The sequence below is a fragment of the Chryseobacterium sp. genome (assembly GCF_029240215.1).
GTDB lineage: Bacteria > Bacteroidota > Bacteroidia > Flavobacteriales > Weeksellaceae > Chryseobacterium.
Genome location: NZ_JARBTK010000003.1, coordinates 1 through 16,358 on the forward strand (window position 1 = coordinate 1; position 16,358 = coordinate 16,358).

Below are 16,358 nucleotides of genomic sequence, written 5' to 3' on the forward strand. Positions count from 1 at the left end.
AAATATTCAGGTCGTTTGGGACATCTGTCATTTTGGTTTTCCGGATGACCTCACTCCGCTCCATCCGATGTTTGCAAGAAGATTCAGCCGCTTATGCTGTGAATTTGTCATCAGATACCGAATAATGGTTACAGAACCGCTGGTCAGCATGTAACCAACAACGAACTTGATGTTACATCATTTTTTATTTGCTGAAGAAAAACATTTTGAGCAATTTCAGGTTCACGATATTCTTTCAGGAGCAATGTGTCCGGAACTTAGAGGATAGAGGAAAACCCGAATATCTGGATATTATCGGAGTCAATTACTATTACAATAACCAATGGATCAATGAAACCCATGAATTTTTACCTTGGGCAGAAGAGCCCCCTCATCCGTTGTTTCGTATCCAATTATTGACCGGCCGGATTGGGATGATTTAAATGACTGGCATCACAGTTGAATTTGGGATATTTTTGATCCGGTTTCGTTACATCGTGAAGCAGATCAGGAAAGTATACATGCAATTAATGACTTTAACAAACGGCTGAATAGAATTTTAATAGCTGATTAATCCCATCAATTTTTCGTTTAAAAGTAAAAGCCTTCATTTTCAGAAGGCTTTATTTATTATTTTAAATTCATTTATTCCTGATCTATTTTTTTAAGATCAGATAGAGCAGGACCATTTAATAACCCGCCATCAATACTGAAACGAGAACCATGACATGGGCAATCCCAGGTAACTTCAGAGGGATTCCAAACTACATTACAACCGGTATGCGGGCAAACCGGACTGAGCAGATGGAGCTCTGATTTTAGATCACGATAGGCAGCAATCGTCTCGCCATCGTGCTTGATGATTTTTCCTTCTCCTGCACCTATCATATCAAGATCTTTGATTTTTTCGGCTAAAAATTTATCTTTTACAAAATGAGTTGATGCATTAAAGATTTCTGATAATACATTTCGGGCACTAGCCATAGGCTTTATTCGTCCGGGGTCAAGCAGATTGGATAAGGGCGTTGTTTTCCCTTCCATTAATTCCGGAATTATAAGTGATGCCATAGATCCGAAAGTCATGCCGTTACCATTGTAACCCGTTGAGATGTAAATATTTCTTTCTCCTGGCATATGCCCAATATACGCTAATCCGTCAGCAGGTACATAATATTGAGAGGACCATTTTGCTGTGATATTTCTGTATTTAAAATTTTTATCGACATAGGATAAAAGATCTGTAAAATGTTTTTCGGTATCATCTTCATCACCTGTCATATGATCAAAACCTCCAACGACGATATAGTAATCATCATTGGATTTATGATATCTTACGTAATGATAAGGGTCATATAAATCTGCTGCCTGAGCCATTTGAGCTACAGGATTTTCTAATTTTGCTGTCAAAGCATAACTCCTGTAAGGTGCCAATAGTACACTGAAACGGTTGTTGCCCGGTGGAATATGGGTTGCCCAAACTAAATTATCTGCAGAGTAATAATCATCATCATTAACAAAGATTTTTACTTTTCCGTCATTGTTTTCGAAATCAGTGACTAGTGTATCAGTCACTAATGCTCCGCCTTCCTTTTCAAATTCCTTAATAAGCTTATTAATATATCGTAATGGATGAAATTGTGCTTGACCTTTTATTTCGACAGCATTTTCAAATGGTAGTGTGAAAGGAACGCTATGAACTTTTATAGTGTCAATTCCCACCTGCTGATGTGCTTCGAATATTTTTTCAAGTGCGGAATTTTGTTTTTCCTCGGCACTGAAAACAAAAGAACTGCACTCATTGTATTCGCAGGAAATATGGTATTTAAGTATGTTGGATTTGATATATTTTATAGTTTCTTTCGCTGCACTGGCAAGAGTTTTTGCACCGTATTCTCCAAAGTCGGAGATGATTTGGTCGTAAGAAGAGTCAAAAAAATTATTGATATGCGCCGTCGTTCCCCCCGTCGTTCCAAATCCGACGTTGGCCTTTTCTATGATTAGACATTTTTGCCCTCTATTTTGCAGTTCCTTAGCCAGCGTTATTCCTGTAAGCCCTGCCCCTACAATTATGGTATCATAATGTTGGGAATTATTTGCTTTTGCAGTTTGCTGCTGATTTACGTTAGTTGTAGATTGCCAAAAACTGATTGTGTTTCCGTCTCGATTCATAATAATTATTTTATGATTTGTTGGTGAATGTTACGATATTTCATATGGAAGTTTCTTTTGCTCCAACTGAAGCTTAAGTAAAAGTCATCCTTTCTCATTGATCATGTTGATGATTTCATTTTTAATCATCTTGAATTGGGAAATCATCCGATCATACTCAGCTTTGGTTTCAGAATATATTTCTCATACATTTCAAAAGCCTACGATTCGGTCATGTGTAATCTGAAGCAAATCATAAAGTACTGATACTATTTTATCATTTTCCATATTAATTTTTTACATACTGAAATTTTAGCTCTCAGTTCTTTTATAAAAATATACAGATTTTAATTCTGGTGCTATGACCTAAGTCATAATCTCCCTTCTCATACAGTAATAACTTTGAAATGATCCAAAAAAAAATATTATGAAATTACTAATCACAACGGCAATCACTTTAGCATTTACATTGATCAGTTGTAATAAAGAAGCTTCCACTAAAAATTCCAACAGTTCGGATTCTTCATCTGCAAATGATAATAACAATATGCCTACCAACAATTCCTCTGGAATGCCCACTGACAGTTTGAATACGGAATCACAAAATGCAGCGTTACAGAACAAACCGTCTCAGAATTCCTCTCAAAATGTGGAAAACGATTCTTCTAATGTTGGGGCTTATAAGAAATAAAGGCACTTCAAGGTAATATTTCGACTACATTGAACGGATGATTTTATTAGAAACCGAAAACGTATTCAAATAAATATTGCTGGTGTAAAGTAAGATTTACCTAAACTTAAGCAAATAATATGACTGATAATAATACTAAGTATGCAGTGGTTACTGGAGCTACGAGTGGAATAGGATTTGAGCTAGCAAAACTTTTAGCAAGTGATGGCTATAATTTAGCAATTGTAGGACGAAATCAGGAAACACTTAATAAAACAGCTGCTGAACTGAATATATACGGAATCAAAATTGCAACTTTCAATAAAAATTTATTTTATCAAGATGATATTTATTCGTTGTATGCTGAACTAAAAGTGAGCAATATTAGTCCTTGTATTCTGATCAATGCTGCCGGACAAGGTCTCTACGGAAGGTTTGACCAGACTGATCTTAAACGTGAAATTGATATCGTCAATTTAAATATAACCGCTGTTATGATATTAACAAAATTGTTTATAAAAGACAGGAAAGATAAAGGTCATGGGAAGATCTTGAATTTAGCATCAATTGCCAGTACTGCACCTGGTTCGTGGCATTCAGTTTATCATGCAACAAAATCTTTTATCTTATCATGGTCTGAAGCCATCCGCGAAGAATTGAAGGATTCCGATACTACGATTACCGCGTTACTTCCGGGGCCTACCTCAACAGATTTTTTCAATAAAGCATTGATGAATGACAGTAAGATTATGGAAGATTGGGAAAACTTTTCTTCGGCAGAAGAAGTAGCAAAAGATGGCTATATCGCCATGATGAATGGTGATGATAAAATTATTTCAGGCATCAGAAATAAATTGACAGTTACTATGAGTAATATTACTACAGATAGTATGGCTGCACATCGGATGGGCGAAATGCAAAAGCCAAAATCAAAAGAGGAATAAAATGAAGTCTTATTCTTTTTTATACAGAAATGGATTGAGCATTGTCTTGTTATTATTCATGTTTGTTTGTTGGGGCGGTCAGATCTTAACAGGGTGGCATACTCTTAACTCTGAATTAACAGAAAATGGAAAATCTGTTATCACTTTTACTCGATATCTGTCAAGTGGTCATTTTATTCAGGCAACCTTTGAAAACTGGGAAAGTGAGTTTTTGCAGATGATGTTGTATGTACTGCTTACAGTATCATTACGTCAAAAAGGATCCAGTGAATCCAAATCTTTAGAAGGCAAAGAGGCTGTTGATCGCTATCCGATGGCTCATAAGAATGCTCCATGGCCTGTGAGAAAGGGAGGTTTTATTTTAATCATCTACAAAAATTCTTTATCCATTGCTTTCGGTATTCTTTTTTTTACAAGCTTTATACTACATTTTTACGGAAGCTTAAAGGAATATAATAGCGAACAGCTGATGAAAAACAAACCCATAACCGATTGGTTATCTTACTCGCAAAACTCAAGATTTTGGTTTGAATCATTACAGAATTGGCAGAGTGAATTTTTGGCTGTAGCATCATTGGTGATCTTATCAATATGGCTCAGGCAAAAAGGATCACCGGAATCAAAACCGGTTGACATGCCGCATCATGAAAATCCATAGATAATAGAATATACAAAGGTCACTAACCTTTAACAATTTAAACCAATTACAAATTATTATGAAAAATGAACATTTAAATGAAAAAATTGATCAGCTTCAAAATGTCATCACTGACAATTCAGAGGAAGCGTTAACCACTAACCAAGGTTTAAAAATCAACAATAACCAAGATTCTTTAAAAGCAGGTGAGCGCGGCCCGTCTCTTCTGGAAGATTTTATCCTCAGAGAAAAAATAACCCATTTTGATCATGAAAGAATTCCGGAAAGAGTCGTTCATGCGAGGGGTTCTGGAGCGCATGGAGTTTTTAAGCTGAATAAAAGCCTTGCAGAATATACAAAGGCAAAATTTTTAAACAATGTTGATGAGGAAACACCTGTTTTCGTTAGATTTTCTACTGTAGCAGGAAGTAGAGGGAGTACTGACTTAGCGAGGGATGTAAGAGGTTTTTCTGTAAAGTTTTATACTCAAGAAGGAATTTATGATTTGGTAGCCAATAATATTCCTGTCTTTTTCATTCAGGATGCTATCAAATTTCCTGATCTTGTACATGCGGTAAAACCGGAACCTGATAATGAAATTCCACAGGCTTCGTCGGCTCACAATACTTTTTGGGATTTTATCTCATTAATGCCTGAAAGTACGCACATGATCATGTGGTTAATGAGCGACCGTGCCATCCCGAGAAGCTACCGTATGATGGAAGGGTTTGGAGTGCATTCGTTTAAGTTTGTCAACGAAGAAGGAAAGGTACATTTTGTAAAAATTCATTTAAAACCAAAACTGGGAGTGCATTCTGTGGCGTGGCCGGAAGCTCAGAAAATTTCAGGAAACGATCCTGATTTTCACAGACGTGACCTTTGGGAAGCGATTGAAAACGGAGCATTCCCAGAGTGGGATTTTGGTGTACAGCTTGTTCCCGAAGAAAATGAGCATGATTTTGATTTTGATCTACTGGATCCTACAAAACTTATTCCCGAAGAACTCGTTCCGGTTCAGTTGGTTGGGACTCTAACGTTAAACAGAAACCCTGATAACTTTTTTGCTGAAACTGAGCAGGTAGCCTTTCATCCAGGTCACATCGTTCCGGGAATCGACTTCAGTAATGATCCTCTTTTACAGGGAAGATTATTCTCTTATACCGATACTCAACTGACAAGACTGGGATCACCAAATTTCCATGAAATCCCAATCAACAGATCAATCACCACTATTCATAATAATCAGCGTGACGGTCATATGCGACAGCAGATTGCTACAGGTAAAGTGAGTTACGAGCCTAATTCTATGGGTGGCGGATGTCCTTTTCAGGCGATGATGAAAGATGGTGGTTTTGCTTCTCAGGAAGAAAGAGTTGAAGGCCATAAAGTAAGGGCAAGAAGCCAAAGTTTTGTAGATCATTATTCTCAGGCAAAATTATTCTACAACAGTCAGTCGGCATTTGAAAAGACCCATCTGCAGAATGCATTGGTATTTGAACTTTCAAAAGTAACGATTCGGGAAATCAGAGAAAGAATGGTGGGGCAACTTGCTTTTGTTGACAAAGATCTGGCGAATGAAGTAGCGTCCCGCTTAGGAGTTGAAGTGAAGATTCTGGATCAGCCCAATCAGAGTATTCCTGCGGATGCAGATCCTGCAAGCCTTCAGAGTGCAGAAATTGAGCCTACAACTAAGACTTCAAAAGCATTAAGTATGGCAGATACAGTAAAGGATACTATTGAAAGTCGTGTCATAGGTTTTATGATGACTGATGGTTTTGATACTGCTTCTACAGATCGTTTGATCGAAAAATTAGAAGGACAAGGTGCAGTAGTTCAGTATATCGCAGACTCTGTAGCACCGGTAAAATCAGCAGACGGACAGGCTTATATCCCGGATCATGCTTTGTCTACAACATCTAGTGTTTGTTTTGACGCATTGTACATCTGTGGTGGAGCAAAATCGGCAGAAGGATTTACCAGACCCGGAAATAAAAATGTGACAGTAGATTTCATTAATGAAGCATTCCGTCATTGTAAAGCGATCTATTTTGGTCCTGAAACCGACAAACTGAAAAATCTTACGGATGTGGCTTTAGTAAAACATGATGATCCGGGAGTGATTTCGGCTGACGATTCAGATGCTGATGATTTATTTGTAGATGCTATTGCCAATCACAGAGTTTGGGAATTCGAAAAAGAAAGAAACGGAATGGAAGCTTAAGCTTTTATAAATTTAATTTAACCAAACCAAAAATAAAAAATATGAAAGCAGCAGTTTTTCACGCTCTGGGTAAATCACCTGTGACATAGTAGATGATCCAATAATCAAGGATCCGAACGATATTATTTTAAAAGTAACTTCAACTGCAATTTGCGGAAGCGATTTGCACATTTATAGTGGTGGAATTCCGCAGGCTCGTCCAATGGTGATGGGACATGAATTTATGGGAATTATTGAAGAAGTTGGAGCCAATATTACCCATCTTAGAGTGAGTGATAGAGTTGTGGTACCTTTCCCGATTGCATGTGGTGGCTGTTATTTCTGTAAGCATAATTTACCTTCGGGTTGTAAACATTCTAATCCTCAAAACTACGGTCCAGAAGGGGGAATTCTGACTGAAAAAGGAGGTGGAATGTTTGGCTACACAGGTTTGTATAGTGGTTATGATGGCGGACAGGCAAAATATGTTCGTGTACCGTATGCCAATTTTGGTCCCAGAAAAGTTTCTGATTCTTTGACTGACGAACAGGTTTTATTTTTAACTGATATATTCCCGACTGGTTATACCGGCGTAATGTGGGCAGACCTTAAAGGGGGTGAAACTGTAGCTATATTTGGAGCAGGTCCCGTAGGTTCGATGGCAGCAAAGAGTGCTATTTTACATAATGCCAAAAAAGTGATCGTTATTGATACGCTGCAATACCGATTAGATCAGCTCGCAAAATTGACAGGTTGTGAAACGATACTGTGGAAAGATGCAGAAAAAACTGTAGAGCAAATTCGTGATATGACCGATGGTCGCAGTGCAGATGTTTGTATTGATGCCGTAGGGTTTGAGCCAGACAGAGATTTTATTGATAAAGCAAAAGCCGTAATCAATTTTGAAAAAGGTTCGGTAAAAGTGTTAGAAGCATGTATGAGCGGAGCCAAAAGAGGCGGATATGTTTCCATATTGGGAGTGTACCCAATGGATTATGATAATTTCAAAGTGGGACAATTATTCGATAAAGGATTAACAATCAAGGCAGGTCAGGCTCCTGTTCATCCAATCATTGATAAATTGTTGAATTATGTAGAAACAGGACAGGTTAAGCTGGATAATATTATTACCCATCGTTTAGCATTAGATGAAGTTGCAAAAGGATATGAAATATTCCACAAAAAAGAAGACAGCTGTGTAAAAGTGGTGTTGGATCCATGGAAATAATAGTTTAAATCAGATGATTAGATTTTAATAAGGTTTATATTCTTATTTGTCAATTGACCTCTCGTGAGAGAGGTTAATTTTTTAAAAAAACCAGTTGTTTAGTGATATTAATAACATGATTTTTAAAATATCAGCGAATTCTACTTTAAGGATACTTCTATTTGATTAAAAATAATACTATGACTTGGATGATAATGGTTTAATAGATTTCAAATACATCTACCGCTATAAGCACTTCAAGCGTTGCGATCACGATTGTTTTAAAAGCACATAATTCTTACTATTTCTATAAGAACTTATCCTAGTGCTGTAAGTCTGTCAGCTCGATTACTTTTTCAAGTTTTAAAAGAGGTTGAATTGCTTTGAACATAGGTGAAAATATTCCTCATCATTTCTTTAAAGTCGTGATTAAATATGTATTTACTAAAAAACATAAAATGAAGAAGTAATAGAACCATTGGAAGATAATACTGGTACAAAAAAGTCTAGATCTCAGAAATGAAATTTTGAAAACTATCTTTTCATTTAATAGTATAAACATATTTATTCAATAAAAATATGTGGTTATAATCTCTCTACTATTATAAAACAATATATAAAAGCAATATCCGTAACATTATAAAATATTTTTTCAGAGATAAATGAATATTAAAAAAAATTATGAAAAATAAAATGAAATTTAATTTAACGAAAATATTATTTTTAATTAATAACAAATTTTCGATTCTCACTGGTGATGAGGTTGAATTATTTCTAAATGATAACAAATCGCTGGAAATTAGAAGTGATGACATTACATATTATTTTAATGTGGCAAAACTTCAAAAGATCATGTATAGAAATAATTTTGATACATTAAATATAGGTGATAACGAAGATGCTGCAAACGAAATATTGAGTAAACATATTGTACAACGATTAATGATTTTATCAGGTAAAAGGGTTTATTCCCAGATAAAATCAACTGATTTGAGCTGACCAAACAATGCCCATAAAAATTAAATAGGTAGTATCTCATTAACCAGGTAAGTTAAAAAGTGGAGTTGCTAACTTTGTTAGAACACAAATTCTTATACTTTCTTAAAAGTAGAGAATAGCTTTATACTTTCAGTGAGGTATTGAGATTCTAAAAATTCTGAAAAATAAGCAATACTGATATCAAACAGATGATTGGATATAGAATGCTTGTTAAATACCCCACATTAAGTAGATTGAATATTCATATATTTGATACATTATGTAGGCTAGACCAGTTTATGGAGGAATTTTTAAGAATTGTAAAATTGTGAAAAGATGGACAGTGATAAAATAAACAGCGAAGACAACAATATCGATGAACAATATCTGATGTCTATCATGGCAGGAAATACAAAGAAGGAACCGCAGAGCGAGGTACGCGATTCTGAAAAGGAAAAGCCGATCACGAAACCAAAACTGAAGAACCGAAAAAGTCTTGAAAACACCTATGCTGAGCAGTTTCTGACTCATCATACGATGACCAAGCGTGGTGATAAAAGTATCTATATTCGTCCTGAATATCACGAACGACTTTCCCGGATCATCCAGATCATTGCCGAAGATCAGATCCCTTTATATGCTTATCTCGATAATATTTTGGCGTATCATTTCGAGATGTTTGAAGAAGAGATCACCGATGATTTCAACAGCAAATACCGTCCAATCTTTTAATCTATCATCTTATGGAACAATTAATCATCATAGGGCTATTATTAGTTATCATCCTACTACTTTGGGATAGGAAATTTACAAATCAGCATCCAAAGGAAAAAAGTATTGAAGCTCATCTAGCTGTGCCCTCTATTATGGGAGAAACAAAGAAAGAAGAAAGAAAACCAATGCCATCTGATGCCGATCAAGGCCAAGTCGAATCGATCGTACAAAAAGCAAATAATTTTGATTCAGAAACCAAGGAGGAGGCATTTGAAAATACGGCTTCAAAGAAAGAACTTGACGAGATACTGGTCAAAAATAATGATTGGGAAGACGAGGAAGAAGACTGGCAGTACCATGATGATTCTAAAATGGAAAGCGGGTTTGCCACAGGGGTTACCTTTCAGGAATTGAGTACTGCAGGACAGCTGCTTCAGCAAGATTTGCTGGAGCCTGACTTAGAACAGCAAGCGGTTCACATCATTCAGAAAATTCAGGGAACCGAGCTTTTTGATCTTTTAGAAAATTCGTTGGGTGATGCATCAAAGCGAGTTGCTGATTTACTGAGCCAGAGTATTTATAATGAAGTTGAGGGAATTTCTTTTAAGTGTAAAGATGATGCAGTTGGTTTCGATATTGGGGAGTTTGTTTAGGCAAATTCCCCTTTAATATTTGTACGAAATATGAGAAGGCCTGGTCAATTTACAAATGTACTGGAAAGAGAGTGAATTTTTTCTCAAAATTGTGCTAGTTCATTGCCTGACAGAATGCAAAGCTGGAGGTCTGAAGATAAAAAACCTACGTAAAAATGTGCTACAACGTACTACTTTTGTATCCATTCCTTATCATTTTAATTCCGAAATTTGTGCTGTAAATAAATAATATTGTCAACAATGAAACATTATAATGATATCAGTATTTTCAGCAAAGATGTTGGGGTAGACATTCCTGAACATCCGCTGTTTGGAATCACATTTGGGCACGATGATAACGAAAATATTGAGGATATTGTTTTCACAGCGGATTTTTATATCATTTCTTTTACGAAGTTTATTTCGGGCAACATCACGTATGGAAAGCAAGAATTTGACCACCAGCGGGGCAGGCTGATTTTCTTCAAACCAAATCATACCGTTACCTTTAAGAATGTAAAATTGGAGGATGATTGCTTTTTGATCACGATCAAGGAAGATTTTCTATCAGGCACAGCATTATTCAAAGAGATAAAAAATTACAGTTATTTTGATTATGAGACCAACGAAGCATTATATCTCTCACCCAGTGAAGAAGAAACAATCTGGAATCTGGTGCGTACAATGCATAAGGAAACTTGTAATAATACAGATGATTACAGCAAACCGATTCTCCTGTCTCATCTGGGAACTTTACTTACCTATTCGCAGCGTTTTTACAAAAGGCAGTTTATCAACCGCATTGAAACTACCGGCGCATATGCCAGCAGGTTCCAACAACTGCTGGATGCTTATTACAGCGAAAAAAAAGTTCATGAATCAGGACTTCCGACCGTTTCTTATATGGCGGACAAATTTAATGTATCTTCTCGTTATCTGAGTGATCTTCTAAAACAGGAAACAGGAAAAACTGCCCTTGAACTGATACATATCCACTTAATAAAAGAAGCTAAAAATCTTTTGACAGAAGGCAGGATGAATATTTCGGAAATCTCTTATTCGTTAGGATTTGAAAATCCCAATTATTTTGCAAGATTATTTAAGAAGGAGGTAGGGATTCCTCCGAATGTTTTCAGAGACAATCACTTAAATTAAAATTTTTATGAAATGATTTTTACCTGCAGGTCACTGGGGTTAGCTACGCTTTTGAAGTAAGATTGATGCAGCATACAAACTATCAACAAAATTAAAATATATAAATCAAATTATAATGAAGACAGAAACAAAACAATTATTTAAAACTTTTACATTTAAAAACGGGGTCGAAACGAAAAACAGGATTGCAATGGCGCCAATGACAACTTGGGCAAGCAATGATGATTATACCGTAGCGGATGATGAGATCAGGCATTATGAGGCTCGCAGCGGAAATGTAGGCATGGTAATTACAGGGTGTACCAGGGTAATGGCAAATGGAATCGGCTTCCCAAATGAGTATGCCTCGTATGATGATTCTTTTCTACCAGGTCTGCAAAAACTGGCTGCTGCAAGCAAGCGTGGAGGAAATCCCTCAATACTCCAAATCTATCATGCGGGAAACAAGGCTGTCCTGGATTTAATTCCCGGTGGAATCCCAGTGAGTGCAAGTGATGTGGCATTAGCACCATCAGCATTTTATCCTGGAGGAACAGTATCGCGTGAATTGACGCACGATGAAATTCTTGAAATGATCAAAGCATTCGGAGCGACGACAAGACGAGCTATAGAAGCGGGATTTGACGGAATAGAGTTGCATGGTGCGCACGGATTCCTGTTGCAGAATTTCTTTTCGCCATTCTACAACCAGCGAACCGACCATTGGGGTGGGTCTGAAGAAAAACGGATGAATTTTGCCTTAGCGGTCATCAAAGAGATTAAAGACGTTATTAAAACATATGCAAACAGGCCATTTCTGCTTGGATTTAGAATATCTGCTGAGGAGCCTGAAAGTTACAGGGTAAGAGATACATTCCCTTTTATTGACAAATTGATTGAATCGGGTATCGATTATCTTCATGTTTCATTGTTCAGTCTACTTCACCAAAAGCCAATGGATGAAGAAAACGGAGACGTTACTATTTTAGAGTTGATAATCAATCATGTAGATCAAAGAATTCCAGTAATCGCTGCCGGAGGTATCAAGCAAGCCAGTGATGCAGTTGAAGCAATTGATAAGGGATTATCATTGGTTGCTGTCGGACATGGTATTATCATCAATCCCGATTGGGTAGATCTTGTGTCTAAAGATGAAAAAACAAATGAAGTTCTAAGTATGTCCAAAGCAGATGAACTCGCAGTTCCTGAAAAATTGCAGGCATTCATAAAGGTTGCTACAGGATTTTTCCAAGTTACTGACTGATCAATTCAATATTTAATGATAAGATAACATCCACCATTGAGTGGATGTTTTTTTTAATCACAAGTTGATGGTAAATTCTATTTGAGAATATGGCATAACTTCAAGCTGATAAATAACGGATCACTTGTCCTTGTCTCTCCTATTTTTTAGAAGAATTAAGAAGGCATCTAAATTATTTTTATGATTAGGCATAAACAAAAAGTTCCTTAGTTTGATCATCTAAAACTATTTAATTTGTGCAAAGCTAAAAGACGTCGATTGCGCAGGCGATTACGCATAAATGTATGTGTTTTCAAGTAGTTGCAGGCACTTCCCAAATTCCCCAGCTTCACCTTGTATTGATTGCCCATAAAAAGGAAATCACTGCCTGTCCCAGAATGAAGTTTTTCTTCTTCTGCATCAGATCACTTAGAAGTGTTGAGACTTTTACAGATTTTACAAAATTGTTTCATTCTCCAAAGGTAATTATCCGAAAAACCTTTGATCTTAGGCTCATCGGCTTTATCAATTGTGACAACGTTTTGACCTAAGATAGTCCTATTCAACTAACGTGCATTGTTAGTTAAAAGCCAAAATATTCCCTTTACCGCCATTCTCTTAAAATGATTCCAAGACTCTGACATCTTTGTCCCATAGTTCCGCAAAGTGCGGCACACCATAACAAATTAATGTGTTTCAATTATGAGAAAACAAAGAAAAAAACTACTGCTATCAGGTCTAAGCTTTTTAGCAGTTACAGGTGCCTTTGCCCAGGGTAACGGTACCGCAGGGATCAATGAGGCCACACAAATGGTGACCTCCTATTTTGAACCGGCTACCCAGCTGATTTATGCGATCGGGGCAGTTGTCGGACTGATCGGTGGGGTCAAGGTATACAACAAGTTCAGCAGTGGTGATCCCGATACGAGCAAGACCGCTGCCAGCTGGTTTGGAGCTTGTATCTTCTTAATTGTAGCTGCAACGATCCTCCGTTCATTCTTCCTTTAAAATGATGATTATGAATACCTATCATATCAACAAAGGCATCGGAAGAACGGTAGAGTTCAAAGGATTAAAAGCACAGTATCTGTTCATTTTTGCAGGGGGATTATTGGGGATACTCGTATGTGTGATGGTCATGTACATGGCTGGCGTCAACACCTATCTCTGCCTTACGATTGGCGGAGGAAGCAGTGCGATTCTCATCTGGCAGACATTCTCACTCAACGGAAAATACGGCGAACACGGGCTGATGAAATTGGGTGCTCAAAAAAAGCATCCCAAATACATCATCAGTCGCAAATGCATCTACCGCTACCTGAGAAGCAACCGTCAAAAAGCTTCAGCATGAGAAATACCTCCAAAGCCGCAACCTTGGAGAGTAAATTTCCACTGCTTGCGATAGAGAACGACTGTATCATTTCAAAAGATGCTGATGTAACAGTTTGTTTCAAGGTCAGGCTACCTGAACTCTTTACGGTGGCATCGGCGGAATATGAAGCGATCCATTCAACCTGGTTTAAGGCCATCAAGACCATGCCTGATTTTACGGTCGTCCACAAACAGGACTGGTTTATCAAAGAAAACTACAATCCGGATCTGTCTAGAGAAGACCAAAGTTTTCTGTCAAAATCCTTTGAGCGCCATTTCAATGAGAGGCCTTTCTTAAACCACTACTGCTATCTCTTCGTTACGAAAACCAGTAGAGAGAGAATGCGGATGCAGAGCAACTTCTCATCCCTATGCAAAGGCAAACTGATCCCAAAAGAGATCAAAGACAAAGAAGTGATCAGCCGCTTTTTGGAAGCCGTCGATCAGTTTGAAAGGATCATGAATGACAGCGGCTATGTCCATCTGGAAAGACTGGCCGAAGATGAGATTTCAGGAACCGAAAACCAGTCAGGAATATTGGAGCAATACCTGACCCTGTCAAGAGATATCAATCCTTCATTGCAGGATATCAAGCTCGGATCAGAAGAAATGCGTATCGGAAACCATAGGATCAGCCTGCATACCTTATCTGATACCGATGATCTGCCCGGTACTGTCTCATCACACAGCCGGTATGAAAAACTGAGTACCGACCGCAGTGACTGCCTGTTATCATTTGCCTCGCCGGTAGGACTTCTGTTGAGCTGCAATCACATTTACAATCAGTATCTGTTTATTGATAACAGCGATGAGAACCTGACCAAATTTGAAAAGTCAGCCAGAAATATGCACTCATTGGCAAGATACAGCAGAGCGAACCAGATCAACAAGGAATGGATCGAGAAATACCTCAATGAAGCGCATTCTTACGGTCTGCAATCCATCCGTGCCCATTTCAATGTGATGTCTTGGTCGGATAATCCTTCAGAATTGAAACAACTGAAAAATGACACAGGAAGTGCATTGGCACTGATGGAATGCAAACCACGCCACAATACGACGGACACAGCAACCTTATATTGGGCAGGGATCCCGGGCAATGCAGGTGACTTTCCTAGTGAAGAAAGCTTCTACACCTTCATCGAACCAGCCTTGTGCTTTTTTACCGAAGAAACCAACTATCAGGATTCTCCATCGCCGTTTGGGATCAAGATGGCTGACCGGCTGACCGGAAAACCCATTCATCTGGATATCTCCGATCTGCCGATGAAGCAGGGGATCATTACCAATCGGAACAAATTTATTTTGGGACCTTCAGGAAGCGGTAAATCTTTTTTCACTAACCACATGGTGAGACAGTACTATGAGCAGGGTGCGCACGTACTGCTAGTCGATACCGGAAATTCCTATCAGGGACTGTGTGAACTTATCAAAGGTAAAACAAAAGGAGAGGACGGGGTATACTTTACGTACACTGAAGAAAATCCTATTGCTTTCAATCCATTCTATACCGATGATGGTGTCTTTGATATTGAAAAAAGAGAGAGTATCAAAACCTTGATCCTCACTTTATGGAAAAGGGATGATGAACCACCAAGCCGTTCAGAGGAAGTGGCCTTGTCCAATGCCGTGAGCGGCTATATTGAACAGATCATACATAGTGGTAAATTTCCCTCATTCAACGGATTCTATGATTATGTGAAAGCTGACTATCAGAAAGTCCTGGAACAAAAGAAGGTTAGGGAAAAGGACTTTGACATCGCCAACTTTCTCAATGTGCTGGAGCCTTATTACAAAGGAGGGGAATACGATTACCTGTTGAATTCAGAAAAGCAGCTTGACCTGTTGTCCAAACGTTTCATTGTGTTTGAGATCGATGCGATCAAAGACCATAAGATCCTGTTCCCGATCGTGACCATTATCATTATGGAGGTCTTCATCAATAAGATGCGAAGACTGAAGGGAATCAGAAAACTCATATTGATTGAAGAAGCGTGGAAGGCGATCGCCAAAGAAGGGATGGCTGAGTACATCAAATATCTTTTCAAGACAGTCAGGAAATTCTTCGGAGAAGCGATCGTGGTAACCCAGGAAGTGGATGACATCATCCAGTCTCCGATCGTCAAGGAGAGTATTATCAACAATTCAGACTGTAAGATCCTTTTGGACCAGCGCAAGTATATGAACAAGTTCGATGACATCCAGGCGATGCTTGGACTGACTGACAAAGAAAAATCTCAGGTACTCTCTATCAATATGAACAATGATCCGAGAAGATTGTACAAGGAAGTCTGGATCGGACTGGGCGGAACGCACTCTGCGGTCTATGCCACTGAAGTATCCACCGAGGAATATCTGGCTTACACGACAGAGGAAACTGAAAAAATGGAGGTGATGAATCTGGCCTCTGAACTTGACGGTAACGTTGAACATGCCATCAAGAGGATTTCTCTCAAGAGAATCAAATCAAACAAAGAAAATTAATTAATCCAATCATTTAA

The 16,358-nt window shown here is 37.9% G+C and carries 15 protein-coding genes; 14 read left to right on the plus strand and 1 reads right to left on the minus strand.

Features of this window, described 5'->3' with window-relative positions; translation table 11 throughout:
- Positions 1-624: 624 nt before the first annotated feature.
- Entirely contained in the window at positions 625-2,148 is a 1,524-nt protein-coding gene (locus K0R77_RS07220) for an FAD-dependent oxidoreductase (RefSeq protein ID WP_300350474.1), read from the minus strand.
- Between the two features lie 406 nt (positions 2,149-2,554).
- Here K0R77_RS07220 and K0R77_RS07225 point away from each other — a divergent pair, with 406 nt between their 5' ends.
- The 14 genes from K0R77_RS07225 (at position 2,555) to K0R77_RS07290 (ending at position 16,341) form a co-directional block, all read left to right on the plus strand.
- Complete coding sequence (locus K0R77_RS07225; RefSeq protein ID WP_300350476.1) at positions 2,555-2,818, plus strand: hypothetical protein; 264 nt, start codon at positions 2,555-2,557, stop codon at positions 2,816-2,818.
- A 119-nt stretch (positions 2,819-2,937) separates the two neighbouring features.
- A complete protein-coding gene (locus K0R77_RS07230; RefSeq protein WP_300350478.1) occupies positions 2,938-3,741 on the plus strand; it encodes an SDR family oxidoreductase in 804 nt (267 codons plus the stop codon).
- Position 3,742: 1 nt separating this feature from the next.
- Positions 3,743-4,399: a DUF6766 family protein gene (locus K0R77_RS07235; RefSeq protein ID WP_300350481.1), complete on the plus strand. Its 657-nt coding sequence runs from the start codon at positions 3,743-3,745 to the stop codon at positions 4,397-4,399.
- 58 nt (positions 4,400-4,457) lie between these two features.
- On the plus strand, positions 4,458-6,599 hold the full coding sequence (locus K0R77_RS07240; protein WP_300350483.1) for a catalase: 2,142 nt from the start codon (positions 4,458-4,460) through the stop codon (positions 6,597-6,599).
- Between the two features lie 163 nt (positions 6,600-6,762).
- Positions 6,763-7,806 carry an alcohol dehydrogenase catalytic domain-containing protein gene (locus K0R77_RS07245; RefSeq protein ID WP_300350486.1) on the plus strand — a complete coding sequence of 348 codons (1,044 nt, stop codon included), beginning with the start codon at positions 6,763-6,765 and terminating at the stop codon, positions 7,804-7,806.
- A gap of 660 nt (positions 7,807-8,466) precedes the next feature.
- Complete coding sequence (locus tag K0R77_RS07250) at positions 8,467-8,784, plus strand: hypothetical protein (protein WP_300350489.1); 318 nt, start codon at positions 8,467-8,469, stop codon at positions 8,782-8,784.
- 315 nt (positions 8,785-9,099) lie between these two features.
- The gene (locus tag K0R77_RS07255) at positions 9,100-9,495 is read left to right on the plus strand and encodes a DUF3408 domain-containing protein (RefSeq protein ID WP_300350492.1); all 396 of its coding nucleotides are present in this window, start codon (positions 9,100-9,102) and stop codon (positions 9,493-9,495) included.
- Between the two features lie 134 nt (positions 9,496-9,629).
- Positions 9,630-10,130 carry a hypothetical protein gene (locus K0R77_RS07260; RefSeq protein ID WP_300350494.1) on the plus strand — a complete coding sequence of 167 codons (501 nt, stop codon included), beginning with the start codon at positions 9,630-9,632 and terminating at the stop codon, positions 10,128-10,130.
- Positions 10,131-10,370: 240 nt separating this feature from the next.
- Positions 10,371-11,264, plus strand: coding sequence for an AraC family transcriptional regulator (locus K0R77_RS07265; RefSeq protein WP_300350497.1), 894 nt, complete (start codon positions 10,371-10,373; stop codon positions 11,262-11,264).
- A gap of 115 nt (positions 11,265-11,379) precedes the next feature.
- On the plus strand, positions 11,380-12,507 hold the full coding sequence (locus tag K0R77_RS07270; protein ID WP_300350499.1) for an NADH-dependent flavin oxidoreductase: 1,128 nt from the start codon (positions 11,380-11,382) through the stop codon (positions 12,505-12,507).
- 284 nt (positions 12,508-12,791) lie between these two features.
- The gene (locus K0R77_RS07275) at positions 12,792-13,037 is read left to right on the plus strand and encodes a hypothetical protein (protein ID WP_300350502.1); all 246 of its coding nucleotides are present in this window, start codon (positions 12,792-12,794) and stop codon (positions 13,035-13,037) included.
- 151 nt (positions 13,038-13,188) lie between these two features.
- Positions 13,189-13,494: a DUF4134 domain-containing protein gene (locus tag K0R77_RS07280; RefSeq protein ID WP_300350504.1), complete on the plus strand. Its 306-nt coding sequence runs from the start codon at positions 13,189-13,191 to the stop codon at positions 13,492-13,494.
- 10 nt (positions 13,495-13,504) lie between these two features.
- A complete protein-coding gene (locus K0R77_RS07285; protein WP_300350506.1) occupies positions 13,505-13,837 on the plus strand; it encodes a DUF4133 domain-containing protein in 333 nt (110 codons plus the stop codon).
- The gene (locus K0R77_RS07290) at positions 13,834-16,341 is read left to right on the plus strand and encodes a TraG family conjugative transposon ATPase (RefSeq protein ID WP_300350508.1); all 2,508 of its coding nucleotides are present in this window, start codon (positions 13,834-13,836) and stop codon (positions 16,339-16,341) included. The genes K0R77_RS07285 and K0R77_RS07290 overlap by 4 nt, the downstream gene beginning before the upstream one ends.
- Positions 16,342-16,358: the final 17 nt, after the last annotated feature.